This is a genomic window from Halodurantibacterium daqingense (assembly GCF_042666235.1).
Taxonomy (GTDB): Bacteria; Pseudomonadota; Alphaproteobacteria; order Rhodobacterales; family Rhodobacteraceae; genus Halodurantibacterium; species Halodurantibacterium daqingensis.
In genome coordinates this window covers 13,925-36,901 of the sequence record NZ_JBHTFQ010000016.1, presented here as the reverse complement: position 1 = coordinate 36,901, position 22,977 = coordinate 13,925, and the positions used below count along the sequence as shown (strand labels likewise).

Below are 22,977 nucleotides of genomic sequence, written 5' to 3'. Positions count from 1 at the left end.
GAGATGGGCGGCTCCGGCGTAATCGACAACTTTCTCGGGATATTCACCTCCTATATCGATTCCGGCTTCGGCCTTCTCGGCGGAGAGGTCGCGTTCATTGCCACCACTTTGATCGTGATCGATGTCACCTTGGCCGCACTGTTTTGGGCATGGGGAGCCGAAGACGACATCATCGCGAAGCTGGTGCGAAAAACCTTGTTTGTCGGGGCCTTTGCCTATTTGATCAACAATTGGAACTCGCTCGCCCAGATCGTTTTCAACAGCTTCGCCGGGTTGGGACTCCTCGGATCCGGAACCGGCTTTTCGGCCAGCGATCTCTTGCGTCCGGGCCGTGTCGCACAGACCGGCCTTGATGCCGGACGCCCGCTTCTCGAGTCCATCTCCGACCTGATGGGCTGGGTTAGCTTTTTCGAGAACTTCATCCAGATCGCCTGCCTTCTCTTCGCCTGGGCGCTGGTGACCCTGGCATTCTTCATTTTGGCCGTGCAGCTGTTCGTGACGCTGCTGGAGTTCAAGTTGACGACTTTGGCCGGATTCGTCCTCGTGCCGTTCGGCCTGTTCAACAAGACCTCGTTTATGGCGGAAAGGGTGTTGGGAAACGTCGTCTCCAGCGGAATCAAAATTCTGGTTCTCGCCGTCATCGTGGGCATCGGTTCCACCCTGTTCTCACAGTTCACTGCCGGTTTCGGTGGTGCGACCCCCACGGTCGACGATGCCATGGCCGTGGTCCTCGCGGCCCTGTCATTGCTCGGTTTGGGGATATTCGGCCCCGGGATCGCGAACGGTCTCGTTTCCGGCGGACCGCAGCTCGGCGCGGGGGCCGCTGTCGGAACCGGCCTCGCCATTGGCGGCGCCGCGATGGCGGCAGGGGGCGGCGCCATGCTCGCGGCGCGCACCGGCGGCGCCGTGCTCTCGGGTGGCGCTGCCGCTGTCCGCGGCGGCGCTTCTGCCGCCGGTGCCGCCTCGACGGCTTATTCCCTGGGCTCGGTCGGTCAGTCCGGCGCCGGCGGCATAGCCGCTGGCATAGGGGGGGTTGCGCGAGCCGCCGGCTCGACAGCGCTTTCCCCACTGCGCCGGGCCGCCGGCCGCGCCGCCGACAGTGTCCGCTCCAGCTTCTCCGATGGCGCGAAGGGCAGCTTTGCTGCGACGGGTGGCACCAGTTCCATGGGGACGATCGGCGGTGCCGCCGATGCTGCCCCGGCCGCCGCAGGCGGACCCCCAGCCTGGGCCCAGAAAATGCGCCGCAGCCAAGCGCTGAGCCGCGGCATTTCCGTCGCCACACATGCCATCCGCGCCGGAGACAGCCATGGCGGCGGGGCCTCCATCAATCTGTCCGACAGGTAAACGCCCATGAACCTCTTCAGACGCCCTTCAACCCACTACGGCAAGGCACCCGAGCCCCAAACGCCTTTTCAGAAGGCCGCGCAGGCCTGGGACGAACGCATCGGATCGGCCCGTGTCCAGGCGCGGAACTGGCGCCTGATGGCGTTCAGTTGCCTGATCCTCTCGGCAGGGTTCGCAGGCGCCCTGATCTGGCAGTCGGCGCGCGGAACAGTCGTCCCATGGGTCGTACAGGTCGACAATCTCGGGCAAGCGCAGGCGGTGGCACCGGCAAGGGCCGACTATCGCCCGAGCGACCCTCAAATCGCCTGGCACCTCGGACGGTTCATCGAGCAGGTGCGATCGATCTCAGCCGACCCGATCGTCGTGCGCGAGAACTGGCTGAGGGCCTATGAGTTCACGACGGACCGCGGCGCGGCGGCACTCAACGACTTCGCACGTACCAACGATCCCTTCGCCCGCGTCGGCCGCCAGCAGGTGGCCGTGGAGGTGTCGAGCGTCATCAGGGCCTCCCCGGACAGCTTCCGCATCGCCTGGACAGAGCGACACTATGAAAGCGGTCAGCTTTCCACCACCGAGCGGTGGACCGCGATCCTGACGGTCGTATTGCAGACGCCCCGGACAGCCGAACGGCTTCGGAACAACCCCCTTGGAATCTACGTCAATGCGATCAACTGGTCGCGGGAGATGTCGCAATGATCCGACGGATACGAACACCCGCGGTTGCAACCCTGCTCCTCTCGGCATCTCTCCTCGCCGGCTGCGCCACGAACCGCCCGCCGCAGTTCAGCTACGACGGCGAGATCCCGCCTCTGCCTGCGGTCCCGCCGGCCCCTCAGAGCGACCAACCACGCCCCTTGCATATCCCTCCGGGATGGACGCCCGCACGCGGCGGCGCGGCGGCGGGCACACCTGAAGCCCGTGTGACCAATGCCAATGCCGCCGCCAGGGTTGAACCGCGTCGCGAGGGCTATTTCAACGCCGTCCAGGTCTATCCGTGGTCCGAAGGCGCGCTCTACCAAGTCTATACCTCGCCTGGACAGATCACCAATATCGCGCTGGAGCCTGGGGAGAGCCTCGCCGGAGCGGGGCCGATCGCCGCAGGCGACACCGCAAGGTGGGTTATCGGCGATACCGAGAGCGGCTCCGGTGCGAACCGCCGCGTCCATGTCCTCGTCAAGCCCACCCGCGACGACATCTCGACCAACCTCATGATCACCACCGATCGCAGGGTCTACATGCTCGAACTGCGGGCGACCGAGGCCCCCTATATGCCAGCCGTGGCCTGGGCCTATCCGGCACCCCCGGCCGGTCAGCGCCAGCCTGCGGTCACGACCCCGATCATCCCGCCTCAATCGGCTCGCAACTACCGCTACGGGCTCACCGGCGACGCTCCGCCCTGGCGACCCGTCTCGATCTTCGACGATGGCCGCCGCACCTACGTGGTTTTTCCGCGCGGGATCGCCCAGGGCGAGATGCCGCCCCTGTTCGTTCTCGGCAATGACGGCGAGCCGCAGGTCGTCAACAGCCGCATCTACCAGAACATCCTGATTGTGGATCGCATCTTCGGCGCAGCCGAGCTGCGGCTCGGCAGTGGGGATCGGCAGCAGGTCGTCAGGATCGTCCGCGTCGAACCCGGGCGAACAACCGAGGCACCGAGAGCTGCCGCGACCGGAGTATCCCCGTCATGACCAACCCAGCGCCAACAGCCGAGGCAGCGGCGCCCATGCGCCTGCGCCCCAACCCTCCGGTGGTAACACGTCTGTCCCGCAAGGTCCTGACGGGCGTCGGCATAGCAGCCTCGCTGGCCGTCGCCGGCGCGCTGATCTACGCATTGCAGCCCCGCGGCAGCGGCCCGGGCGGCGAAGAGCTCTTCTCCGTCGAAAACCGTCCAACTGCCGACGGTCTGGCGGGCTTGCCCAGCGATTACACTGGCCCGGTCCTGGGGCCACCACTTCCTGGCGACCTTGGCCGACCGATCCTAGACGCCCAGACCCGTGGCCAGCCTGCCGCGCCGCCGGTCATAGTCGCCCCAACACCCGATCCGGACGAACAGCGCCGCCTGGCCGAAGAGGAAGCTGCCCGCCTGAGTCAGGTGTTCTTCCAAACCGCACCCGCGAGCAATATGGCCGCAAGCGCCCCACCCCCGAACTTTCCCGGGCCGGGTGCCATGCCGATCGGCGGGCAGACGACGCAGGACCGCCAGCTTGCCTTCCTGAACGCCTCACCCGACCGGCAGCCGGTCTCCACGGAACGGATACTGGAACCCGCCTCGCCGTTCCTACTTCAGGCCGGCGCGGTAATCCCAGCCGCGCTGATCACGGGGATCCGCTCGGACCTCCCCGGACAAATCACCGCCCAGGTTACCGAGAACGTCTATGACAGCCCCTCGGGCCGCTACCTGCTCGTACCTCAGGGCACGCGCATCGTCGGCGAGTACAGCAGTGATGTCGGCTTCGGACAGCGGCGCGTCCTTCTCGTCTGGAACCGCCTGATTTTCCCGAACGGACGCTCGATCACCCTGGAACGACTGCCCGGGACAGATGCCCAAGGCTTCGCGGGCCTGGAAGACGGCGTCGACTACCACTGGGGCAACGTCGCCCGTGCTGCCGGACTGGCGACGCTCCTCGCATTCGTGACCGAGCTTGCCACCGATGACGAAGATCGCCTGGTGCAAGCGCTTCGCGAGGGCGCTCTCGATACGATCGACGATGTCGGTCAGCAGATCGTGCAGCGCCAGCTACAGGTCCCGCCCACTCTGACGATCCGGCAGGGCTTCTCTCTCCGTGTTGTCGTAACCCGCGATCTGGTACTCCAACCTTTCGGAGGATGATCATGGCGAAGCTGAAACTAGGTGCGCTTGTCGAGGACAAGCCGGTAAAGGTCAGCATCGAGTTGCCCGGGGCACTTCACCGGGATCTCGCGGCCTACGCCGAAATCCTTGCACGCGAGACTGGACAGCCGATTTGTGACCCAGCCCGCCTGATCGTCCCCATGCTGGAGCGGTTCATCTCGACCGACCGCGAGTTCACAAAGGCGCGGCGTAGTCTTGCAGGAAAAACGTGATCTTCTGCTCTGTCAAAACTGAGCTCCGCACTCATGCCTAGCCGCAGATCAGGTATGCACAGGGAGCAAAATCCGCCATTTCTCGTACAACCGAATGCAAATGACGATCTAACCGGCAATACCGCGTGACGGCATACTAGCTACCCAATTCGCCGCCGTCTCGACAAAGCTCTGCCGTGCTGGATTCTGATTTAAGACGGACCATACCAAACTAAACTTCACCTTCTCCGAAAGACCTAGCAATCGCAGAAAAACTACATCGGGTCTGTGCGTCTGCGCCGTGGACTCGAGTGCGAGGGACACACCGCAATTCCGCCCGACAAGGTTCAAAAGATTATCTCTGCCAATATACTGCATCGACCGCCGCAGGACCGGCCGACCTTCAGCAAGCCGTCGCAAGAATAGATCGTCGAGTTCCCCGCCCGCTCCGCCTACAGGTAGGAGGAACTCCTCGCCCATGACGTCTTCCCAGGACACGCAGCGCTCAGTCGCAAGCGGGTGCCCGCTGGATACTGCTATGTACACATCCTCCTCATACAAAGGCAGCGACTCACACCCAGCCAGCTTACCTACGTTCGGCAGGAAGGCCGCGTCCATCCGCCGGCAGCGCAAGCTTGCGATCGCACCATCGCTCGCGGTTTCCTCAAAAGTGAGTTCGATCTTGGGGTTGGCTTCGTGGAACTCCGCAATGACCTCGACCAACGGCCCCGAGACCAATGATGTCATAAGGCCGATTCGGAGACACCCGGCCTCTCCCCTGACTGCCTGACGAACCTCTCTGATCGCTTCCTGAAGACGTTCCGCGCTGTGCGCAGCCGTATGAACGAACCGCTCACCTGCCGCAGTCAACCGCGCGCCGTTATGGCTTCTCTCAAATAAAGTGACACCCACCCTGCGCTCGAAGATGCTCACCCGCCGACTAACCGTCGATTGACTCAAGTTCTCGCTCTCTGCAGCAGCGCGAAAACTCCCATACTGCGCAACCAAGAGAACGTAGCGGAGATATCTAAAATCCAGTGAAATATCCGGCATGACCGCCTCCAGTGCCGAGAAAAACAACAAGTCGCAAGCCTCCATTTGCTCCCTTCAAAGTGCAAATGGATACCACTCGCCGGCTCCGAGAGTAGGCAGCAACGCAGGCAGTTCCGACAATCTCCGGCTCGACCGACCCGGTACAACCCGGACCGCTCAGCGGCCTGTCGGGCCGAAGTAGCTTTCATCGACCTCGACGGCGCCGCAGAGCCGGTCCTTGAGAACGCTCTGATGGGGATGGATTGCCTCGCGGAACAGCCGCCAGTAACGGTTGGCCGGACGAGCCAATCGTGTAGAAACCGGTCCCCGCCGCCTGCATCGCGCGGCTCGTACGGTCCATGGCGCGAGACAGGCAGCGTAGAACAGATCGACGGCCATCGCTTCCGGATTGCTGCGTTGCCCCAGAGCCTCCTCGATGAAGGCCTGAACCGAGGGTGATCGGAAATCGAGGAAGTCCGTCTCTACAAGGTTTTCAGGCGAGTGCTGTGGGTCGCCATAGGGTGTGAAGATCATGGTGCTTCATTTCTCCTGGTCTGCCCTTGCCGAGACGGATCCGGTCGCTTTGCGCGATAGCGCACTAGCCGAGCTTCTGCGTGAGATCGGGAAGTGTCTGGAACAGGTCGGCCACCAGACCGTAGTCGGCGACCTGGAAGATTGGGGCGTCCTCGTCCTTGTTGATCGCGACGATGACCTTCGAGTCCTTCATCCCCGCCAGGTGCTGGATCGCGCCCGAGATGCCCACCGCGATGTAAAGCTGCGGCGCAACCACCTTGCCGGTCTGCCCCACCTGCCAGTCGTTCGGCGCGAAGCCCGAGTCGACCGCCGCCCGCGAAGCGCCGACCGCCGCGCCCAGCTTGTCCGCCAGCGCTTCGATCAGCTTGAAGTTCTCCTCCGACCCAAGCCCGCGCCCGCCCGAGACCACGATCCTGGCCGAGGTCAACTCAGGCCGGTCCGAGGCCGCCACCCTGTCCTCGACCCAGGACGACAGATCAGAGGCCTTCGCCCCCACCGCCTCCACCGGGGCCGCGCCGCCCGAGCCCACCGCGGAGAAGGCCGCGGTGCGGATGGTGAACACCTTCACCTTGTCGCCCGATTTCACGGTCTGGATGGCGTTGCCCGCATAGATCGGGCGTTGATACGTCTCGGCATCGACCACCGCGGTCACATCGGTCAGCACCATCACGTCCAGAAGTGCCGCCACCCGCGGCAGCACGTTCTTGGAGAAGGCGGTGGCCGCCGCGGCGATGTGGCTGTAGCCGCCCGCGAGGCTGACGATCAGATCCGCCACCGGCTCGGCCAGGCCATGGCCGGGGTCCTCGGCATGCAGCACCTTGGCCGTACCCTCTAGCTTGGTGGCCTCGTCCGCCGCGGCCGCGGGACCCACCACCAGCACATGGACCTCGCCCAGGGACGCCACCCCGGCCAGCGCCTTGGCCACCGCATCCGTCGCCAGCGCCCCGCCGTTCACATCGGCAAGCAAAAGAACCGCCATCAGATCACCCCCGCTTGGTCTTTCAGTTTCGCGACCAACTCGTCCACCGAACCAACCTTCACCCCGGCCTTCCGCCCCGCGGGCTCCGAGGTCTTCACCACCGTCAGCCGGGGCGCGATATCGACGCCGTAAGCGGCGGGCGTCTTCTCATCGAGGGGCTTCTTCTTGGCCTTCATGATGTTGGGCAGCGAGGCATAGCGCGGTTCGTTCAGCCGCAGATCGACCGAAACCACCGCCGGCAGCTTCGCCTTGATCGTCTGCAGCCCGCCGTCCACCTCGCGGGTGACCACGGCATGATCACCCTCGACCACCACTTCCGAGGCGAAGGTGGCCTGGCTCCAACCCAGCAGCGCCGCCAGCATCTGGCCGGTGGCGTTGAGGTCGTTGTCGATTGCCTGCTTGCCGGCCAGGATCAGGCCCGGTTGCTCTTCCTTCGCGACCGCCGCCAGCAGCTTGGCCACGGCAAGGGGTTCGATATCAGTGTGCACGTCATCGGCCGCGATGATCAGGATCGCCCGGTCGGCGCCCATCGCCAGCGCGGTGCGCAGGGTCTCCTGCGCCTGTTTCACGCCGATGGAGACCGCGACGATCTCGCTCGCGACGCCCTTCTCCTTCAGACGGATCGCCTCTTCCACCGCGATCTCGTCGAACGGGTTCATCGACATCTTGACATTGGCCAGATCGACACCGCTCCCGTCCGGCCGAACCCTCGGCTTGACGTTGTAGTCGATGACCCGTTTCACGGGCACGAGCACCTTCATGGAAAAATCACTCCTGTTTCGTGGATTTTGCTCGCGGAGCTGGTTCGGCTTCGCGAGGAAAGAGTTTGCGGAGGGTTCCGACAATTCCCGAGCGGAACATGAGGACGCAGAGGATGAAGGTCGCACCCTGAATCGCCATCGTCCAAGAGCCGACCTCCGCAAGGAAGGTCTGCATCGCGACGATGAGGAAGGCGCCGACAACCGGGCCCAGCATGGTGCCCATGCCACCCAGAAGCGTCATCAGTACGACCTCGCCCGACATCGTCCAGTGAACATCGGTCAGCGACGCAAGCTCGAAAACAAGTGCCTTGGTCGAGCCTGCCAGGCCGGTCATGGCCGCCGAGATGACGAAGGCCAGGAGTTTGTGCCGGTTCGCATCGTATCCGAGCGATACGGCGCGGTTCTCGTTGTCCCGGATCGCGCGAAGAACCTGACCAAAGGGCGATTCCACCGTGCGATGAATAATGGCGAAGCCGATCAGGAAAATCGCCACTACGAATGCATACATATTCAACGTGTTACTGAGGTCGATCAGCCCGAACAGACGGCCCCGGGGGATATTCTGCATGCCGTTCTCGCCCCCCGTGAAGCGCGCCTGCACCGCCAGGAAGTAGACCATCTGGGCCAGCGCCAGCGTCACCATGGCGAAGTAGATCCCGTGGCGGCGGATGGCGAGTCCGCCGATGATGAGGCCCAGAACCGCCGCACAGGCGGTGCCGAAGAGGATGCTCAGTTCAGGTGAGAGACCGAGATCCCTTGCCGCGTAGCCGCAGAGATAGGCCGAGGCCCCGAAGAAGGCCGCATGCCCGAAAGACAGCAGACCTCCATAGCCGATCAGCAGATTGAAGGCGCAGGCGAAGAGCGCGAAACACAGCGCCTTCATCAGGAACACCGGGTAGATGAAGAAGGGTGCGATGGCGAGCAGCGCGAGCGCGAGCACAATGAGCGCGAGCCGGACCGCCCGCGTGCGGTTGAAGTTGGAAGTCACGGTATCGGTTCCGGTCTTGTTCATGCCGTCCTCCCGAACAGGCCGCCCGGCTTGACGAGAAGGACGATGGCCATGACGATGAAGATGATGGTGTTGGACGCCTCGGGGTAGAAAACCTTGGTCAGCCCCTCGACCAGCCCGAGACCGAAGCCCGAGATGATTGCCCCGAGGATGGAACCCATCCCGCCGATCACGACGACGGCGAAGACAACGATGATCATCCCCGATCCCATGACCGGGCTAACCTGGTAGATCGGTGCCGCCATGACACCGGCCAGCGCGGCGAGGCCGGTCCCGAAGGCGAAAGTGAGGGTGATCATGAGCGGGACGTTGATCCCGAAGGACTGAACGATCTGCGGATTCTCGGTCGCGGCGCGGAGATAGGATCCCAGTCTGGTCTTCTCGATCAGATACCAGGTTGCGGCGCATACGACGAGCGAGGCGACGAGCACCCAGCCGCGGTAGGTCGGCAGGATCATGAAACCCAGATTCTGAGCTCCCTGCAATTGGGTCGGAATGGGATAGGCCATGCCCGAGACGCCGAAGCGATTCCGGAACAGCCCCTCGATAAAGATCGCGACCCCGAAGGTCAGCAACAGGCCGTAGATGTGATCGAGGTTGTAGATCCGCCGGATGATGCTGCGTTCGAGCAGCGCGGCAAAGAGACCGACCATCACCGGCGCCAGGAACAATGCCCACCAGTAGCCGATGCCGAAGAAGCTCATCAGCGCCCATGCGGCGAAGGCCCCCAGCATGTAGAACGTGCCGTGAGCGAAGTTGATGATGTTGAGCAGCCCGAAAATGATGGCGAGGCCAAGGCTCAGCAGCGCATAGAATGCGCCGTTGATCAGGCCGATCAGAACCTGGCCGAGCAGCACCTGGACTGGAATGCCGAAAACAATATCCATCTTGCCCTCCTAGACGCCAAGATACGAATGAAGCCGGTCGGTAGCGGCAGGGTTGGACAGATCTTCCCTTGTCACCATGTCGACGACCCGGCCGTGTTCGACGACGTAGTGACGGTCGGCGATCCGGCTTGCGAAGGGAAAGTTCTGCTCGACGAGCAGGATCGTGTAGCCCCGGGACTTGAGCAGTTCGACAGCGATGCCGATCTGCTCGATGATGACCGGCGCCAACCCCTCGGTGATCTCGTCCAGCAGCAGGAAATCCGCGCCGGTGCGCAGAATTCGCGCCATGGCCAGCATCTGTTGCTCGCCGCCGGAGAGTTTCGTGCCCTGGCTCTTCGCGCGTTCCTTCAGATTTGGAAACAGCTGATGGATATCCTCGGCGGTCATCCCGCCAGGACGGATCACCGGCGGCAGAAGAAGGTTCTCCGTCACGTCGAGGCTGGAGAAGATGGCGCGCTCTTCAGGCACATAGCCGATCCCGAGCCGCGCAATCCTATGCGTCGCCATGCGGGAAAGGTCCGCGCCGTCGAAGCGGATGTCGCCGCGGCGCCGGATCAGCCCCATGATTGCGCGGAGCGTCGAGGTCTTGCCTGCGCCGTTGCGCCCGAGCAGCGTGACGAGCTCGCCGCGGTTCACCTGAAGGTTGATGCCGTGCAGGACGTGGCTGTCGCCATAGAAGGCGTTCAGCTCCTCCACCCGCAGGCGTGTCTCATGATAGACGTCAGGCATGGGCGCCTCCGATGTAGGCTTCGCGCACGGCGGGATTCTGCGAGACCTCGGCATAGCCGCCCTCCGCCAGGATGCTGCCGCGCGTCAGGACCGTGATCCGGTCGGAGAGATTCGAGACGACATCGAGATTGTGCTCGACCATGAGGACGGTTCGGCCCTGCGACACGCGACGGATCAGATCGGCGATGCGGGCAATGTCTTCATGGCCGAGCCCGGCCATCGGCTCATCGAGCAGCAAAAGCTCAGGCTCCAGCGCAAGCGTCGTCGCGAATTCGAGCGCGCGCCTGCGGCCGTAGGAGAGGTCCCCGGCGAGGACGTCACGATAGGTCTCGAGCCCGACCCACTCGATCAGTTCGTCGGCGCGCGCGTGCAGCGAATAGAGCGAACGCTTCGGGCGCCAGAAATGCAGCGAGGTCCCGAGCTTCTGCTGCAATGCAACACGGACATTCTCGATCACGGTGAGGTTGGCGAAGACGGACGATATCTGAAAGGACCGCACCATCCCAAGCCGTGCCATCGCAGCCGGACCCACGGTGGTGACGTCGCGGCCGTTATAGGAGATGGTGCCGCCCGATGGTGTCAGGAACTTGGTCAACAGGTTGAAGACCGTAGTTTTTCCCGCCCCGTTCGGGCCGATCAGCGCGTGGATTGTGTGGCGTCGGACACGCAGGTCGACGTCCCGAACAGCCATGAAACCGCCGAACTCCCTGGTGAGGCCCCGCGTTTCCAGAATGTAGTCGGCCGGCGCGCCCGGCCCTTGGCCGGTATCCGCTCCTCCCATTTTTTCCCTCCCTGCTCTATTGCTCAGATGCGTTCGATGACCGTTGCGATCCCCTGTCCAACGCCGATGCACATCGTGCAGAGCGCGTAGCGACCGCCGGTTTCCTCCAGTTCGTGCAGCGCGGTGGTGATCAGGCGCGCTCCCGACATCCCAAGCGGATGACCAAGCGCGATGGCCCCTCCGTTGGGGTTCACATGCGCAGCGTCGTCCGGGAGACCGAGGTCGCGCAGAACGGCGAGGGCCTGTGATGCGAAAGCCTCGTTCAGTTCGATGACGTCCATCTGCGAAAGCTCCAGGCCGGTCATGGCAAGCACTTTCCGCGTCGCCGGAGCAGGACCCATTCCCATGATGCGCGGCGGCACCCCCGCCGTCGCCATGCCGAGAATGCGTGCGCGGGGTGCGAGTCCCTGGCGCGCGGCCTCCTCCTCCGAGGCCAGAATCAGCGCGCAGGCGCCGTCGTTCACACCGGAGGCATTGCCGGCGGTGACGCTGCCATCCGGACGGACGACGCCGCGCAACTTCGCAAGCTGTTCCAAGGTCGTTTCGGGGCGAGGATGCTCGTCGCTGTCGACGAGGCGCGGGTCGCCCTTCTTCTGGGGTATGGTGACAGGCGTGATCTCGCGGGTGAAGCGGCCCGAGGCGAGCGCCGCCCCGGCGCGTTGCTGGCTGCGCAGCGCGAAGGCATCCTGATCTTCGCGCGAGACGCCGAAGTCGACTGCGACGTTCTCGGCCGTCTCGGGCATAGAATCGACCCCGTGCAGGGCCTTCATCGCCGCGTTGATGAAGCGCCAGCCGATGGTGGTGTCTTCGATCTTTGCCGCGCGCGAAAAGGCGGTGTCGGCCTTGCCCATGACAAAGGGCGCACGCGACATGCTTTCCACACCGCCCGCGATCATCAGCCGCGCTTCGCCCGCCCGGATCGCACGGGCCGCCGTACCGATCGCATCCATCCCCGATCCGCAGAGCCGGTTCACAGTTGAGCCGGGAATTCCAACGGGCAGGCCCGCGAGCAGCGCGGCCATTCGAGCGACGTTGCGGTTGTCCTCCCCTGCCTGGTTGGCACAGCCGAGGATCACATCGTCGATTGCCGCCCAGTCGACCGAGGCATTCGCCGCCATGAGTGCGGCGATAGGGATCGCCGAGAGATCGTCGGCGCGGACGGACGAGAGCGCCCCCCCATAGCGACCGACGGGCGTGCGAATTGCATCGCAGATATAGGCTTCACCCATGAATTGTCAGGCCCTCGATGGCCTCCTCCCCGTCGGCCCGAAAGCCGGTCGATGGTCGTTGCGGAAAGCTCGACGCGAGAAACGCCGCCGCGCGCGCGGCAAGGCGCTGATGTGTCGAAACGTCTTTGCCGCCAGGACCTGCGCGAACGACAGGTGCCGTGATGTGCATGGGCAACAAGGTCATTGCTCACGCTCCGCAAGAACCGTGCGCCCGATCAGCATGCGCAATACTTCGTTCGTCCCTTCACCGATCTGCAGGACCTTCGCGTCGCGGAAGAGCTGTTCGACGGGATAGTCGGTGCTGTATCCGTTCCCGCCGTAGATCTGCACGGACTCCGAAGCCGACTGCATCGCCAGATCCGAGGCGAAGACCTTCAGGATCGCGGATTCCTTCCGGTGGTTCTGGCCGTTGCCAGCCATGGTCGCGACCTGATGCAGCAGAAGCCGGGCGGCCTGAAGACCGATCGCCATATCGGCCAGCTTGAACTGCACGCCCTGGAAGGTTCCGATCCGCGCGCCAAATGCCTGGCGCTCGCGGGCGTGCTTCCTGGAATGATCGTAGGCGGCCTCGGCGGTGCCGATCGCGACGGCCGAGATACAGATCCTGGCGACGTCGAGCCCCTTCATGGCGACCAGAAATCCTTCCCCCTCCTTGCCGAGGAGGTTGCTGGCGGGGATCCGACAATCCTTCAGCGAGAGTTCGCAGGACATCGAGCCGCCCCGCAACCCCATCTTCTTTTCCCGGCGCACGATGGTCAGGCCGGGCGTATCGGCCTCGACCAGAAACGCCGACATGCCCTTGTCGCCCTTTTCGGGATCGGTCTTCGCCATGACGATCAGGATGCCGGCGACTTCGGAATTGGTGCACCATGTCTTGGTGCCGTTCAGGACGAAATCGTCGCCGTCGCGGGTCGCGGTGGTCAGGATCGCAGCAGCATCCGAACCGCCGGTCGGCTCGGTCAGCGCGAAGGCGCAAAGCGCATCCTTGGCGGTTTTCGGCAGGTATTTGTGCTTTTGCTCTTCCGTTCCGAAGTGAAGGATTGTGTCGGCAGAAAGCCAATGCGCATCCAGCGTGAAGCCGACGCTGGCGTTCGCCTTGGAAATCTCGACCAGCGCGAAGGCCGCCGACACCATGTCCGCACCAACGCCGCCATAGGCCGAAGGCAGCGAAAGGCCGTAGAGGCCGGCATCGCTGATCTTCCTGAACAGATCGACCGGGAACTCGTCGGTCTGGTCCATCATTCGGCTGAGTGGCGCGATCTCCCGTTCCGCGAAGGAACGCGCGGTCTCTTGCCAGTGTTTCTGTTCGGGTGTCAGGTTCATGTCATTCCCCCCCTTTCGCCGACGCCGGGTGTCAGCTCGAGATTGCGTGTTCAGAAAGCTCGACCCGAAAACACCGGCGCGCGTTTCTCGAAGAATGCCTGCAGCCCCTCGGCGAAATCGTTCGATTGAGCCGCTTTCGCCTGAAGCTCGCGCTCCAGATCGAGCTGGGTAGCAAGGTCGTTGGTCGCCGATGCTGCGAGCGCCTCTTTCAGCAGGCCGAAGGTCTGCGTCGGCTGCGTGGCGAGATGTTCGGCAAGCGCTTGCGCCTCGGGCAGCAGTTCCGCATCCGGGACGGCGCGCCAGATCATGCCCCAGCTCTCCGCCTGTTCCGCGCTGACTGGCTGGGCAAGCAGCGCCAGGGCCCGGGTGCGCGCGTCCCCGATCAGTCGCGGGAGGAACCAGGTGCCGCCGCAATCGGGGATCAGCGCGATCTTGGCGAAGGCCTGAATGAACTTGGCCGAATGCGCGGCCAGCACGATGTCCCCGGCCAGCGCGACATTGGCTCCACCGCCCGCAGCCACCCCGTTCACCGCGCAGATCACCGGCTTCGGCATCGAGCGCAGGAGCAGGACGAGCGGGTTGTAGAGACGTTCCATGATCCCGGCGAGATCGAGGCTCTGGCCGTCGGGGCCGGGCCGGCAGTCTTCGAGATCCTGGCCGGCGCAGAAGGCCCGCCCCGTGCCGGTCAGCACGATGGCCCGGCAGGCAGGATCCTCCGCCAATCGGCCGAGAACCTCGGCAAGGCGCTCGAGAAGCGGCTCGTTGAGCGAGTTCAGCCGTTCCGGGCGGTTGAGCGTCACCTGACTCCAGCCGTCATGTTCGGCAAGCAGTACGAGGTCTTCCATTACAATCTCCATCCCTTCGCATCTTTGTTTCGGCCCTTGGCCAGTTCGTCCGTTCCGTCAGCCCGTTTCCGCCGGCAACAATCGCCGACCAGCCGCGACGCAGCGGCGCAACTGCTGCGAGGCGCGGTAGCGATCATCGCCATAGGCGGCCTGCATCGCTTCCAGAGCCCTGAGGATCCGCGCAGCGCCCTCGGCATCCGCCCAGGCGAGCGGCCCCCTGGGATAGTTGACGCCGAGGGTCATCGCGCGGTCGATGTCGGCGGCCGAGGCGACCCTCTGGAGCACGGCCTCGGCCCCCTCGTTCGCCAGCATGGCCAGCGTGCGGAGCACGACGAGGCCCGGCACATCATCCACGACGGAAACCGCCTTGCCGATCGACTGGAGCAGGCCCGCCGCGGCGGAGAGCGCACCCGCCGGAGCCTGGTCCGCCTTTGCGACCGCAATCCGCGCGGCGCTTGCGTAGTCGAGCGCGAGGTCGAAGAGGACCAGATCCACCGCTTCCCCTTCCGCCACCCGGGACGTGGCCGTGCGTCCGTCCCCCGGCGCGAGCGTCGCACCGTCGATGCGAATGCGTCCCTCTCCTGGTTCCCGCCGAAGGGGAATGCCAGCGGATTGCAGCGCGGCGGCAAGCGGCTCGGCCGGTCCGAGATCGCCTTCGACTACGACGCGGTCCGGGCGCGGTCCCGGCGGGGCGTCGGCGGGAGCGGGCTTCTCCGCATCGGTCCCGTAGTCGTAGAAACCCCGGCCAGACTTCCGACCGAGCCAGCCGGCCGCGACCAGCTCCTGTTGCGTGAGCGACGGGCGAAAGCGGGGGTCGCCGAAGTAGGCGTCGAAGACCGAACGGGTGACCGCGTAGTTCACGTCATGGCCGATCAGGTCCATCAACTCGAAGGGCCCCATCCGGAAGCCACCAGCCTCACGCAGGATCGCGTCGATCGTGGCGGCATCGGCCGCACCCTCCTCCAGGAGGCGCAGGCCTTCGGCATAAAACGGTCGGGCGACGCGATTGACGATGAAGCCCGGGGTCGAGGTGGTGCGCACGGCTGCTTTGCCCCAAGCCAGCGCCGTGTCGAAGAGCGTGTCGAGCGCGCCGCGGTCGGAGGCGAGGCCAGAGACGATTTCGACCAGCTTCATGACGGGCGCCGGGTTGAAGAAATGCAGTCCCGCGACCCGCCCGGGATGGTCGAGCCCGGTCGCAATGGCGGTGACCGAGAGCGAGGACGTGTTGGTGGCGAGGATGGTCTCGGACCCGACGATCCCTTCCAGCGCGGCGAATACCTTCCGCTTCACGTCGAGATTTTCGATGATCGCCTCGATGACAAGGCTCGCGCCCTGCAGGTCATCGAGCGCTTCGGCGACGACAAGTCGTCCGGCGATTGCCTCGCGCGCGCCGGCGTCGAGCCTGCCGCGCTCCACCAGTCGGTCCAATCCGGCCAGGATGCCCGCCCGGCCGCGCTCGGCCGCGCCCTCCTTGGCGTCGAAGAGCCGCACGGGATGGCCCGCCTGCGCCGCGACCTGGGCGATGCCGGCGCCCATGGCCCCCGCGCCGATCACTGCGACGATGTTGTCCTTGGAAAGTGCTGTCATCGCGCCCCTCCGATGCTTACAAGCGCCCGCCCGCCGGTTCGCCCGGCCGCTACGAACTCCAGGGCGTCGGGCAGAGCCTCGAAAGCGAATTCCCGCGCGACCCGGGGGGCCAACAGGCCCCGGCGCGCGAGGTCGAAGAGTTCCGCCTGGACGGCCTGCATCGCTGCGGGCGCGCGGCGGCGGAACTGGCCGACCTCCAGTCCCAGCACCGCGATGTTCTTGAGCAGCAGGTAGTTCGCCCTGACGGTGGGAATCTCCCCTGCGGCGAAGCCGACGACCACCAGTCGGCCCCGCCATTCCATGGCGCGCAGCGCAGCGCCGAAGAAATCGCCGCCAATCGGATCGATGACGAGATCGGCGCCCCGTCCGCCTGTTGCAGCGAATACCTGGTCACGAACTGCGTCGCGCAGCTCGGCCCCCGCGAGATCGACAACCGCGTCGGCGCCGGCGGCGAGGACCGCATCGCGGTCGCGCTCAGAGCGGATCGCGCCGAGGACCTTCCCCGCTCCGAGCGCTTTCGCGATCTGAACTGCGGCGAGACCCACCGCACCGCCCGCGCCGCCGACCAAAACAGTCTCGCCCGGCTCGAACCGGCCCCGTTCGACGAGTGCGAAATGCGCAGTCAGATAGGCTCCAGACAGCAGGACGGCCCGGTCTAGCGGGATGTCCTCTGGCACCGGATAGAACTCACCCACTTTGGCGATTGCCTGCTCGGCGAACGCACCGCCCGGCACATAGGCCGCGACGCGGTCACCGATTGCGCATCCCTCCACGTTCGTCCCCACCGCTCGGACGATACCTGCGAACTCCATACCCGGCGTGAACGGTGCCGGCGGGATGGCCTGATACCGGCCGGACACGACCAGCGTGTCGACGAACCCCACGGCAGCGACTTCGACATCCACAACAACCTCGCCCTCCGCTGGGGTCAGATCGCCTATCGCGTCGAGCTTCAGGTTGTTGGGGGAGCCGACCTCCCACACTCGATAACTGCGCATCGGGACTCCTTCAGGAATTTGCCGACAGCGGCGTGTCGTCGCTGAGGCGCGGCGACGCGGCGTTGATCCGGTCTGAAAGAAAGGGCCGGACGATCGGTACGGGCAGGGCGGGGATTGTCCTCCCTCCAGCCGTCAAGGTTCTGTCGAAGACCCTTCGCGCACCCATGTGCGCGTCGGCGACCGCCTCTTCCAGCGTGAGGACGAGCGAGCAGCAGACCTCCCGGCCGGCGAAGGCATCTTCCCATTCCGCACCTGTGCGGCTACGGATCAGCCCGGCGATCGCTGCAACCGTCTCCTCCAAGGGGGCGCCAGGATCTGCAAATTCGTCGGGAAGGCCGATGATCGCGACGAACTCGGCCCAGAACTTGTCCTCGATCGGGGCCGCCGCGAGGAAGCGGTCGTCCGCCGTCCGGTAGATCTGGTAGCGGGGGGAATCGCCGATCACCAGATCGCCGCCCTGACCCGGCCAGCCGGTGCCGGAAAGACCTCGTGCAAGTCCCCAGGGCAAGTAGCCGACAAGGTTTTCCGTCATCGCGATATCGATATGCGCTCCCTCACCGGTAAGGTCGCGCTGCCGCAGCGCCAGCAGAATGTTGATCACCGCAGGCAGGGCGCCGCCCGCTATGTCGCCAGCCAGAAGGGCCGAGGGAACCGGCACACCGTCCCGTCCCGTGGTCAGCCCGAGCAGACCCGCTTCCGCCACGAAGTTCAGGTCGTGGCCGGGCTTCGTGGCCTTCGGGCCGGACTGGCCCCAGCCGGTGATCGAACAATAGATGAGCCGCGGATTGCACCGACGCAGGGCGGCATAGCCAAGACCAAGGCGATCCATGACGCCGGGCCGGAACTGCTCGATCAGCACGTCGGCCTTCTCGATCAGCGGCAGCAGCGTCGCGATTGCTTCCGGGGATTTCAGGTCGAGCGTGAGCGAACGCTTGCCGCGGTTGAGCATCGCGAAGAGCAGGCTTTCCCCATTCGCCACGGGCGCATAGCCGCGCATGGCGTCGCCGCCGTCCGGCCGCTCGATCTTGACGACCTCCGCCCCGGCTTCAGCCAGCATGAGGCTGGCGAGCGGTCCGGGAAGGAGCGTCGAGAAATCGAGGACGGAAATGTTCTTCAGCGGTGCCATGTAGTCCCCCGGTCCCCGGCAAGCTTAGCTGTCTGTGAACTGTGCAGGCCGCTTGTCGATGAAGGCGGCGATCCCTTCGGCAGCGTCCCTGGACTGGAAGGCGAGCGTCGAGATCTCGGCCTCCATTTTCAGCCCCTCGTTCAGAGGAACCGACTGCGCGCGCTTGACGGCCTCGCGGATGTAGGAAAGCGAGACGAGGCTGAACCCCGAAAACTCGCGCGCAAAGGCGAGGGCCTCGGCGAGGCGGTTTTCGTGATCGACGATCCGATTGACGAGCCCGATCGACAGCGCCTCCTCGGCGCGCACGGAGCGCCCGGTCATGATCATCTCCAGCGCACGGGCTTCCCCCACGACGCGGGGAAGGCGCTGCGTTCCACCATACCCGGGCATCAGGCCCAGCTTCACTTCAGGCAGGCCGACCGACGCCTTCGGGGTCGCCAGCCGGAAGGTCGCGGCCAGTGCCAGTTCCAGCCCGCCGCCAAAGGCATATCCGTTGACCAGCGCTACTGAGGGAACGCGCAGAGCATCGAGCTTGGCAAAGCAAGCCTGTCCGCGCTCAGCCTTGCGCTTCTTCTCGATCAGGCTGATGCCGACCATCTCCTTCACATCGGCGCCGGCGCAGAAAGCCTTGTCCCCCGCCCCGGTGATGATCAGCGCGCGCACATCCATGCTCGCCGCCTGGTCGATCGCATCGGAGATCTCGCCGATCGTCTGGGCGTTGAGGGCGTTGAGCGCTTCCGGGCGATTGAGCGTCAGGACCGCGAATTCTTCCTGCCGGATCAGTTCGACTGCCATGTCTTCCTTGCCTTTCCCTCAGCCGGTTGCCTTGAGCAGCTCGCGGGCGATCACCAGCTGCTGGATCTGCGTGGTGCCTTCGAAGATCCTGAACAGGCGCACGTCGCGGTAGAACCGCTCGACCGGATATTCGGCCATGTAGCCCGCGCCGCCGAAGATCTGGACGGCCCGGTCGGCGACCCGGCTGACCATCTCGGTCGCGAACATCTTGGCGCAGGCCGCCTGTCGCGTGGTGTTCTCGCCACGGTCGCGGCGCGCGGCGGCATCGAGGATCATGCAGCGCGCGGCATAGGTATCGGCCTCGCTGTCGGCCAGCATGGCCTGGATGAGTTGGAACTCGGCAATCGGCTGGCCGAACTGCTTGCGGTCCTTCGCATAGAGGACGGACTCGCGGATCAGCCGGTCGGCGATGCCGACGCAGAGCGCGGCAATGTGCAAGCGCCCTTTGTCGAGTACCTTCATTGCGGTGCGGAAGCCGTTGCCCTCTTGATTGCCCAGCAATGCCGAGGCCGGCACGAGGCAGTCCTCGAAGACGACGTCGCAGGTCAGCGCGCCGCGCTGGCCCATCTTCTTGTCGGGCGGGCCGAGCTTGATGCCGGGGGTGCCCGCCTCGACGAGGAAGCAGGAGATCGCATCGGCCTTCCGCTCGGGCGCGGTGCGTGCCATGACCGAGAAAAGACCGGCACTCGGCGCATTGGTGATGTAGCGCTTGGTTCCATTGAGGATGTAGTGGTCACCGTCCTTGCGTGCCGTCGTGCGCAATGCCATCGCATCGGACCCGGCGTCGGGCTCGGTCAATGCGAAGGAACCGACCAGATCGCCGGAGGCGAGCGCAGGAAGGTATTTCTCCTTCTGCTCCTGAGTGCCGGCGATGACGATCGACTGCGAGCCGATGCCGATATTCGTCCCGGCGACCGAGCGGAAGGCCGGCGAGGCGCGCCCAAGTTCGAAGACGACGCGGACCTCTTCCTCCATCGACAGGCCGAGGCCGCCAAACTCCTCGGCGATGGAGAGTCCGAAAAGGCCCAGTTCCTTCATCCCGGCAACGACGTCCGCAGGGATCGCATTGGCTTCGACGACCTCTTCTTCCCGCGGGATCAGGCGTTCGTTCACGAAGCGCCCGACGGTATCGAGCAAAAGACTGAATGTTTCGGGATCAAGAGCCACGATCCACCACCTTTCCGACTTTGGGTATTGTCAGCGCGCGATGAGGTCGCGGGCGACGACTTGACGCTGGATCTGGTTGGTACCCTCCCAGATCTGCGTGATCTTTGCCTCGCGCATCAGGCGCTCGACGCGGTGCTCCTTGACATAGCCATGGCCGCCGAAGACCTGGACGGCATCCGTCGTCAGCCGCATCGCGAGATCGGAAGCCTTCGTCTTCAGCATCGACGCCTCGACGCTCATGTCGCGGACACCGGCATCAACCAGCCGCCCGACATGGTCGAGCAGCAAGCGCACCGACAGGAGTTCGGTGGCATGATCGGCAATCATGAAGGAGATCGCCTGATGCTCGATGATGCGCTTGCCGCCCTGCTGCCGTTCGTTGGCATAGGCGAGCATGTCGTTCAGCGCGGCCGAAGCGATCCCCAGGGCCTGCGAGGCGACGCTGGGGCGTGACTTGTTCAGTACGGACAGCATGATCTTCATGCCGTCTCCGGGCTCGCCGATCAGGTTGGCGCGCGGCACGCGACAGTCGCTGAACGCGATCTCGGCCGTCGGCGAGGCATTTGTGCCCATCTTCCTTTCCAGCCGGACGATATCGAAGCCGGGCGTACCCTTCTCGAGCAGCAGCGCCGAAACGGCTTTGGCGGAATCGCCCAGATCGGTCCACTTGCCGAACAGCAGGATGTAGTCTGCAACGCTGCCCGAGGTGATGAAGATCTTGCCGCCGTCGATGACGATTTCGTCGCCATCGGGGCGGAACCTCGTGCGCATGTTGCTCGCATCCGATCCGGCATGCGGCTCGGTAATGGCGAGGGCGCCGATCGCGCCTTCGGCGAAGCGCGGCAGGAACGTCTGTTTTTGATGCTCGGTTCCGAATTCGATGATCGGTTTCACCGTTGCCCCGGTGGTGCCGAAGGTGATCCCGGTCGCGGCGCAGGCTTCGGAGATGATCCGCACGATCTCGAGGAAGCACCGATAGCTGACAGGCGATCCGCCGTACTCCTCGGGCACGAAGATCCCGTTCAGGCCGAGATCCCGGAAGGCCTCGAAGCTCGGCCAGGGAAATTCCTTGGTCTCGTCGTACTCGCCCGCCCTGGGGGCGACGATGTCCGCCGCGATCCGCCTCACCTGTTCGATGATCAATTCTTCTTCTTCGGTCCAGTCGCGGGACTGTTCAAAACGCATATAGGATTGCATGGCTGATCTCGTTGGCGGAACAAGGACAAGGTGCGGCCGCTGGAGGTCACCTTCCTGCGGCCGCATGATGGCTTACTGGACCAGCGGGCACTCGCTCTCTTCGAGAGGGCGGAAAGCCTCCTCGGCCGGGATCGTTGCGAGAAGCGTGTAGAGATCCCAGGGGCTCGTGGATTCGGACGGGGCCTTCACCTCGAACAGATACATATCGTGGAGCTTCCGACCGTCGATCCGGATCGAGCCGGTGCCGAAGGCCTGGTCCTCGGTGGGGGTGGCCACCATGATCTGAACGATCCCCGCGCCGTCCTCAGGCGAGCCAGCCTCCGCCACCGCCCGCAGATAGTGGAGGGTCGCCGAGTAGGCACCGGCGTGGATCTGGCTCGGCATTCGCCCGTTCATGCGCGCGGCGAAACGCTCGGCGAAGGCCCGCGTGTCGTCGTTCAGGTCCCAGTAGTAGGCTTCGGTCACCACGAGGCCCTGTGCCACGTCGATCCCCAGGCTGAAGACATCGGTGATGAAGACGAGGAGGCCGGCCAGCCGGATTCCGCTGGAGGTCAGCCCGAATTCCGAGGCTTGCTTGACGGCGTTGATCGTGTCGGCCCCCGCGTTGGCGAGGCCGACGACATTGGCGCCCGAGGCCTGGGCTTGCAGCAGGAAGGAAGAAAAGTCGGGCGTATTGATGGGATGGCGAACCTGGCCGAGGACGGTGCCACCCGCGGCCTCGACGAAGTGCGAGGTATCGCGTTCCATTGCGTGGCCGAAGGCATAGTCGGCGGTGAGAAAGAACCACCGATCGCCTCCCGCTTCCGCGAGTGCCGTTCCGGTCCCGCGGCTCAGGGCATAGGTGTCATAGGTCCACTGGATCGTGTTGGGCGAACAGGCGCTGCCGGTGATGTCGGACGAGGCCGGTCCAGACGCAAGGAACACCCTGTTCGCGTCGCGCGTGATGTTGCTCGCGGCGAGGGCGACGGCGGAACTCGCCACATCCACCACAGCATGGACCCCGCGCGCGTCGTACCATTCACGCAGAATCGCCGAGCCGACGTCAGGCCGGTTCTGATGGTCGGCCGAAAGAACCTCGATCGTGAAACCGGGGTTCTGCTCGAGGAACTCCTCGACTGCCATTTCGGTCGCGATCACCGACCCCCGTCCGGAGAGATCGGCGTAGGGTCCACTCAGGTCGGTGAGGACACCGAGCCGAATCGTCGTTTCCGCCCATGCGGGTGCGTGAGAAAGCACGACCGCACAGGCGAGCAAAGCGCCTTTCAGTTTCATGGGGGTCTCCTCCATCCCATTTTCAGCGGCTTGCTCGGGGACTGCTCCTCAAGTCCAGGGTTCAAGCCGGGTTGTTTGGCTGCGCTCGGCAACCGTGCACATCGACTACCAGCGAATCCGAATAACTGTCAATATGTTGATTCAGTCTCCGACAGCTATGACCCCATGGAGCGGCCGTGTCGGGCGACAACATCCCTGTCTCTGCTTGGAAACTTGGAAATTTGGCGATGCAGGTCTTGTGTGATCGTGCCGGGAGGTGGAGGCCCACTAACCGGAAGTCCGTCTAACAAGTAATGATATTGACACAGATTGCAGGAATGGCTACCGGATAGCCTTAGAG

General features: G+C 64.7%; 24 protein-coding genes. 5 read left to right on the top strand and 19 right to left on the bottom strand.

All coding sequences use genetic code 11. The features are described from left to right. Positions 1-3: 3 nt before the first annotated feature. Genes trbL through ACFQXB_RS19035 form a run of 5 tightly spaced genes read left to right on the top strand, consistent with a single transcriptional unit; the run spans position 4 to position 4,407 of the window. On the top strand, positions 4-1,344 hold the full coding sequence (gene trbL, locus ACFQXB_RS19055; RefSeq protein ID WP_377406811.1) for a P-type conjugative transfer protein TrbL: 1,341 nt from the start codon (positions 4-6) through the stop codon (positions 1,342-1,344). Positions 1,345-1,350: 6 nt separating this feature from the next. After that, a complete protein-coding gene (gene trbF / locus ACFQXB_RS19050) occupies positions 1,351-2,040 on the top strand; it encodes a conjugal transfer protein TrbF (protein ID WP_377406810.1) in 690 nt (229 codons plus the stop codon). Further along, positions 2,037-3,032: a P-type conjugative transfer protein TrbG gene (trbG, locus tag ACFQXB_RS19045; RefSeq protein WP_377406809.1), complete on the top strand. Its 996-nt coding sequence runs from the start codon at positions 2,037-2,039 to the stop codon at positions 3,030-3,032. The genes trbF and trbG overlap by 4 nt, the downstream gene beginning before the upstream one ends. Continuing rightward, positions 3,029-4,174, top strand: a complete 1,146-nt coding sequence (locus ACFQXB_RS19040; RefSeq protein ID WP_377406808.1) for a TrbI/VirB10 family protein — start codon at positions 3,029-3,031, stop codon at positions 4,172-4,174. The genes trbG and ACFQXB_RS19040 overlap by 4 nt, the downstream gene beginning before the upstream one ends. Before the next feature lie 2 nt (positions 4,175-4,176). Further along, complete coding sequence (locus ACFQXB_RS19035; protein WP_377406807.1) at positions 4,177-4,407, top strand: DUF2274 domain-containing protein; 231 nt, start codon at positions 4,177-4,179, stop codon at positions 4,405-4,407. A gap of 108 nt (positions 4,408-4,515) precedes the next feature. Here ACFQXB_RS19035 and ACFQXB_RS19030 read toward each other — a convergent pair whose 3' ends face one another. From ACFQXB_RS19030 to ACFQXB_RS18940, 19 genes are all read right to left on the bottom strand, one after another. Continuing rightward, entirely contained in the window at positions 4,516-5,439 is a 924-nt protein-coding gene (locus ACFQXB_RS19030; protein WP_377406806.1) for a LysR family transcriptional regulator, read from the bottom strand. A gap of 156 nt (positions 5,440-5,595) precedes the next feature. Next, the gene (locus tag ACFQXB_RS20330; protein ID WP_449301255.1) at positions 5,596-5,952 is read right to left on the bottom strand and encodes a hypothetical protein; all 357 of its coding nucleotides are present in this window, start codon (positions 5,950-5,952) and stop codon (positions 5,596-5,598) included. Between the two features lie 64 nt (positions 5,953-6,016). Continuing rightward, positions 6,017-6,931: an electron transfer flavoprotein subunit alpha/FixB family protein gene (locus tag ACFQXB_RS19020; protein WP_377406805.1), complete on the bottom strand. Its 915-nt coding sequence runs from the start codon at positions 6,929-6,931 to the stop codon at positions 6,017-6,019. Then, positions 6,931-7,692 carry an electron transfer flavoprotein subunit beta/FixA family protein gene (locus ACFQXB_RS19015; RefSeq protein WP_377406804.1) on the bottom strand — a complete coding sequence of 254 codons (762 nt, stop codon included), beginning with the start codon at positions 7,690-7,692 and terminating at the stop codon, positions 6,931-6,933. Before ACFQXB_RS19015 ends, ACFQXB_RS19020 begins: the two co-directional genes overlap by 1 nt. Positions 7,693-7,699: 7 nt before the next feature. After that, positions 7,700-8,704 carry a branched-chain amino acid ABC transporter permease gene (locus tag ACFQXB_RS19010; protein WP_377406803.1) on the bottom strand — a complete coding sequence of 335 codons (1,005 nt, stop codon included), beginning with the start codon at positions 8,702-8,704 and terminating at the stop codon, positions 7,700-7,702. After that, entirely contained in the window at positions 8,701-9,588 is an 888-nt protein-coding gene (locus tag ACFQXB_RS19005; protein ID WP_377406802.1) for a branched-chain amino acid ABC transporter permease, read from the bottom strand. The genes ACFQXB_RS19010 and ACFQXB_RS19005 overlap by 4 nt, the downstream gene beginning before the upstream one ends. 9 nt (positions 9,589-9,597) lie before the next feature. Beyond that, complete coding sequence (locus ACFQXB_RS19000; protein ID WP_377406801.1) at positions 9,598-10,317, bottom strand: ABC transporter ATP-binding protein; 720 nt, start codon at positions 10,315-10,317, stop codon at positions 9,598-9,600. Continuing rightward, the gene (locus tag ACFQXB_RS18995; RefSeq protein WP_377406800.1) at positions 10,310-11,098 is read right to left on the bottom strand and encodes an ABC transporter ATP-binding protein; all 789 of its coding nucleotides are present in this window, start codon (positions 11,096-11,098) and stop codon (positions 10,310-10,312) included. The genes ACFQXB_RS19000 and ACFQXB_RS18995 overlap by 8 nt, the downstream gene beginning before the upstream one ends. Before the next feature lie 23 nt (positions 11,099-11,121). Continuing rightward, the gene (gene pcaF / locus ACFQXB_RS18990) at positions 11,122-12,327 is read right to left on the bottom strand and encodes a 3-oxoadipyl-CoA thiolase (RefSeq protein ID WP_377406799.1); all 1,206 of its coding nucleotides are present in this window, start codon (positions 12,325-12,327) and stop codon (positions 11,122-11,124) included. After that, complete coding sequence (locus tag ACFQXB_RS18985) at positions 12,320-12,511, bottom strand: hypothetical protein (protein ID WP_377406798.1); 192 nt, start codon at positions 12,509-12,511, stop codon at positions 12,320-12,322. Before ACFQXB_RS18985 ends, pcaF begins: the two co-directional genes overlap by 8 nt. Continuing rightward, a complete protein-coding gene (locus ACFQXB_RS18980; protein WP_377406797.1) occupies positions 12,508-13,650 on the bottom strand; it encodes an acyl-CoA dehydrogenase family protein in 1,143 nt (380 codons plus the stop codon). The genes ACFQXB_RS18985 and ACFQXB_RS18980 overlap by 4 nt, the downstream gene beginning before the upstream one ends. A gap of 50 nt (positions 13,651-13,700) precedes the next feature. After that, positions 13,701-14,495: a 2-(1,2-epoxy-1,2-dihydrophenyl)acetyl-CoA isomerase PaaG gene (paaG, locus tag ACFQXB_RS18975; RefSeq protein WP_377406796.1), complete on the bottom strand. Its 795-nt coding sequence runs from the start codon at positions 14,493-14,495 to the stop codon at positions 13,701-13,703. A 57-nt stretch (positions 14,496-14,552) separates the two neighbouring features. After that, entirely contained in the window at positions 14,553-16,082 is a 1,530-nt protein-coding gene (gene paaH / locus ACFQXB_RS18970) for a 3-hydroxyacyl-CoA dehydrogenase PaaH (RefSeq protein ID WP_377406795.1), read from the bottom strand. Beyond that, the gene (locus ACFQXB_RS18965; protein ID WP_377406794.1) at positions 16,079-17,080 is read right to left on the bottom strand and encodes an NADPH:quinone oxidoreductase family protein; all 1,002 of its coding nucleotides are present in this window, start codon (positions 17,078-17,080) and stop codon (positions 16,079-16,081) included. The genes paaH and ACFQXB_RS18965 overlap by 4 nt, the downstream gene beginning before the upstream one ends. Positions 17,081-17,090: 10 nt before the next feature. Continuing rightward, positions 17,091-18,206, bottom strand: coding sequence for a CaiB/BaiF CoA transferase family protein (locus tag ACFQXB_RS18960; protein ID WP_377406793.1), 1,116 nt, complete (start codon positions 18,204-18,206; stop codon positions 17,091-17,093). Positions 18,207-18,230: 24 nt separating this feature from the next. Beyond that, positions 18,231-19,001 (bottom strand): enoyl-CoA hydratase/isomerase family protein, encoded by a 771-nt coding sequence (locus tag ACFQXB_RS18955; protein ID WP_377406792.1) that lies wholly within the window; start codon positions 18,999-19,001, stop codon positions 18,231-18,233. An 18-nt stretch (positions 19,002-19,019) separates the two neighbouring features. Further along, positions 19,020-20,168 carry an acyl-CoA dehydrogenase family protein gene (locus ACFQXB_RS18950; RefSeq protein WP_377406791.1) on the bottom strand — a complete coding sequence of 383 codons (1,149 nt, stop codon included), beginning with the start codon at positions 20,166-20,168 and terminating at the stop codon, positions 19,020-19,022. Positions 20,169-20,198: 30 nt separating this feature from the next. Continuing rightward, positions 20,199-21,365: an acyl-CoA dehydrogenase family protein gene (locus ACFQXB_RS18945; RefSeq protein ID WP_377406790.1), complete on the bottom strand. Its 1,167-nt coding sequence runs from the start codon at positions 21,363-21,365 to the stop codon at positions 20,199-20,201. A 72-nt stretch (positions 21,366-21,437) separates the two neighbouring features. Continuing rightward, positions 21,438-22,637 carry an ABC transporter substrate-binding protein gene (locus ACFQXB_RS18940; protein ID WP_377406789.1) on the bottom strand — a complete coding sequence of 400 codons (1,200 nt, stop codon included), beginning with the start codon at positions 22,635-22,637 and terminating at the stop codon, positions 21,438-21,440. Positions 22,638-22,977: the final 340 nt, after the last annotated feature.

Coding starts and splice junctions, on each gene's coding strand:
- trbL (WP_377406811.1), top strand. CDS start 4: ATGGGCGGCTCCGGCGTAATCGACAACTTTCTCGGGATATTCACCTCC.
- trbF (WP_377406810.1), top strand. CDS start 1,351: ATGAACCTCTTCAGACGCCCTTCAACCCACTACGGCAAGGCACCCGAG.
- trbG (WP_377406809.1), top strand. CDS start 2,037: ATGATCCGACGGATACGAACACCCGCGGTTGCAACCCTGCTCCTCTCG.
- ACFQXB_RS19040 (WP_377406808.1), top strand. CDS start 3,029: ATGACCAACCCAGCGCCAACAGCCGAGGCAGCGGCGCCCATGCGCCTG.
- ACFQXB_RS19035 (WP_377406807.1), top strand. CDS start 4,177: ATGGCGAAGCTGAAACTAGGTGCGCTTGTCGAGGACAAGCCGGTAAAG.
- ACFQXB_RS19030 (WP_377406806.1), bottom strand. CDS start 5,439: ATGCCGGATATTTCACTGGATTTTAGATATCTCCGCTACGTTCTCTTG.
- ACFQXB_RS20330 (WP_449301255.1), bottom strand. CDS start 5,952: ATGATCTTCACACCCTATGGCGACCCACAGCACTCGCCTGAAAACCTT.
- ACFQXB_RS19020 (WP_377406805.1), bottom strand. CDS start 6,931: ATGGCGGTTCTTTTGCTTGCCGATGTGAACGGCGGGGCGCTGGCGACG.
- ACFQXB_RS19015 (WP_377406804.1), bottom strand. CDS start 7,692: ATGAAGGTGCTCGTGCCCGTGAAACGGGTCATCGACTACAACGTCAAG.
- ACFQXB_RS19010 (WP_377406803.1), bottom strand. CDS start 8,704: ATGAACAAGACCGGAACCGATACCGTGACTTCCAACTTCAACCGCACG.
- ACFQXB_RS19005 (WP_377406802.1), bottom strand. CDS start 9,588: ATGGATATTGTTTTCGGCATTCCAGTCCAGGTGCTGCTCGGCCAGGTT.
- ACFQXB_RS19000 (WP_377406801.1), bottom strand. CDS start 10,317: ATGCCTGACGTCTATCATGAGACACGCCTGCGGGTGGAGGAGCTGAAC.
- ACFQXB_RS18995 (WP_377406800.1), bottom strand. CDS start 11,098: ATGGGAGGAGCGGATACCGGCCAAGGGCCGGGCGCGCCGGCCGACTAC.
- pcaF (WP_377406799.1), bottom strand. CDS start 12,327: ATGGGTGAAGCCTATATCTGCGATGCAATTCGCACGCCCGTCGGTCGC.
- ACFQXB_RS18985 (WP_377406798.1), bottom strand. CDS start 12,511: ATGACCTTGTTGCCCATGCACATCACGGCACCTGTCGTTCGCGCAGGT.
- ACFQXB_RS18980 (WP_377406797.1), bottom strand. CDS start 13,650: ATGAACCTGACACCCGAACAGAAACACTGGCAAGAGACCGCGCGTTCC.
- paaG (WP_377406796.1), bottom strand. CDS start 14,495: ATGGAAGACCTCGTACTGCTTGCCGAACATGACGGCTGGAGTCAGGTG.
- paaH (WP_377406795.1), bottom strand. CDS start 16,082: ATGACAGCACTTTCCAAGGACAACATCGTCGCAGTGATCGGCGCGGGG.
- ACFQXB_RS18965 (WP_377406794.1), bottom strand. CDS start 17,080: ATGCGCAGTTATCGAGTGTGGGAGGTCGGCTCCCCCAACAACCTGAAG.
- ACFQXB_RS18960 (WP_377406793.1), bottom strand. CDS start 18,206: ATGGCACCGCTGAAGAACATTTCCGTCCTCGATTTCTCGACGCTCCTT.
- ACFQXB_RS18955 (WP_377406792.1), bottom strand. CDS start 19,001: ATGGCAGTCGAACTGATCCGGCAGGAAGAATTCGCGGTCCTGACGCTC.
- ACFQXB_RS18945 (WP_377406790.1), bottom strand. CDS start 21,365: ATGCAATCCTATATGCGTTTTGAACAGTCCCGCGACTGGACCGAAGAA.
- ACFQXB_RS18940 (WP_377406789.1), bottom strand. CDS start 22,637: ATGAAACTGAAAGGCGCTTTGCTCGCCTGTGCGGTCGTGCTTTCTCAC.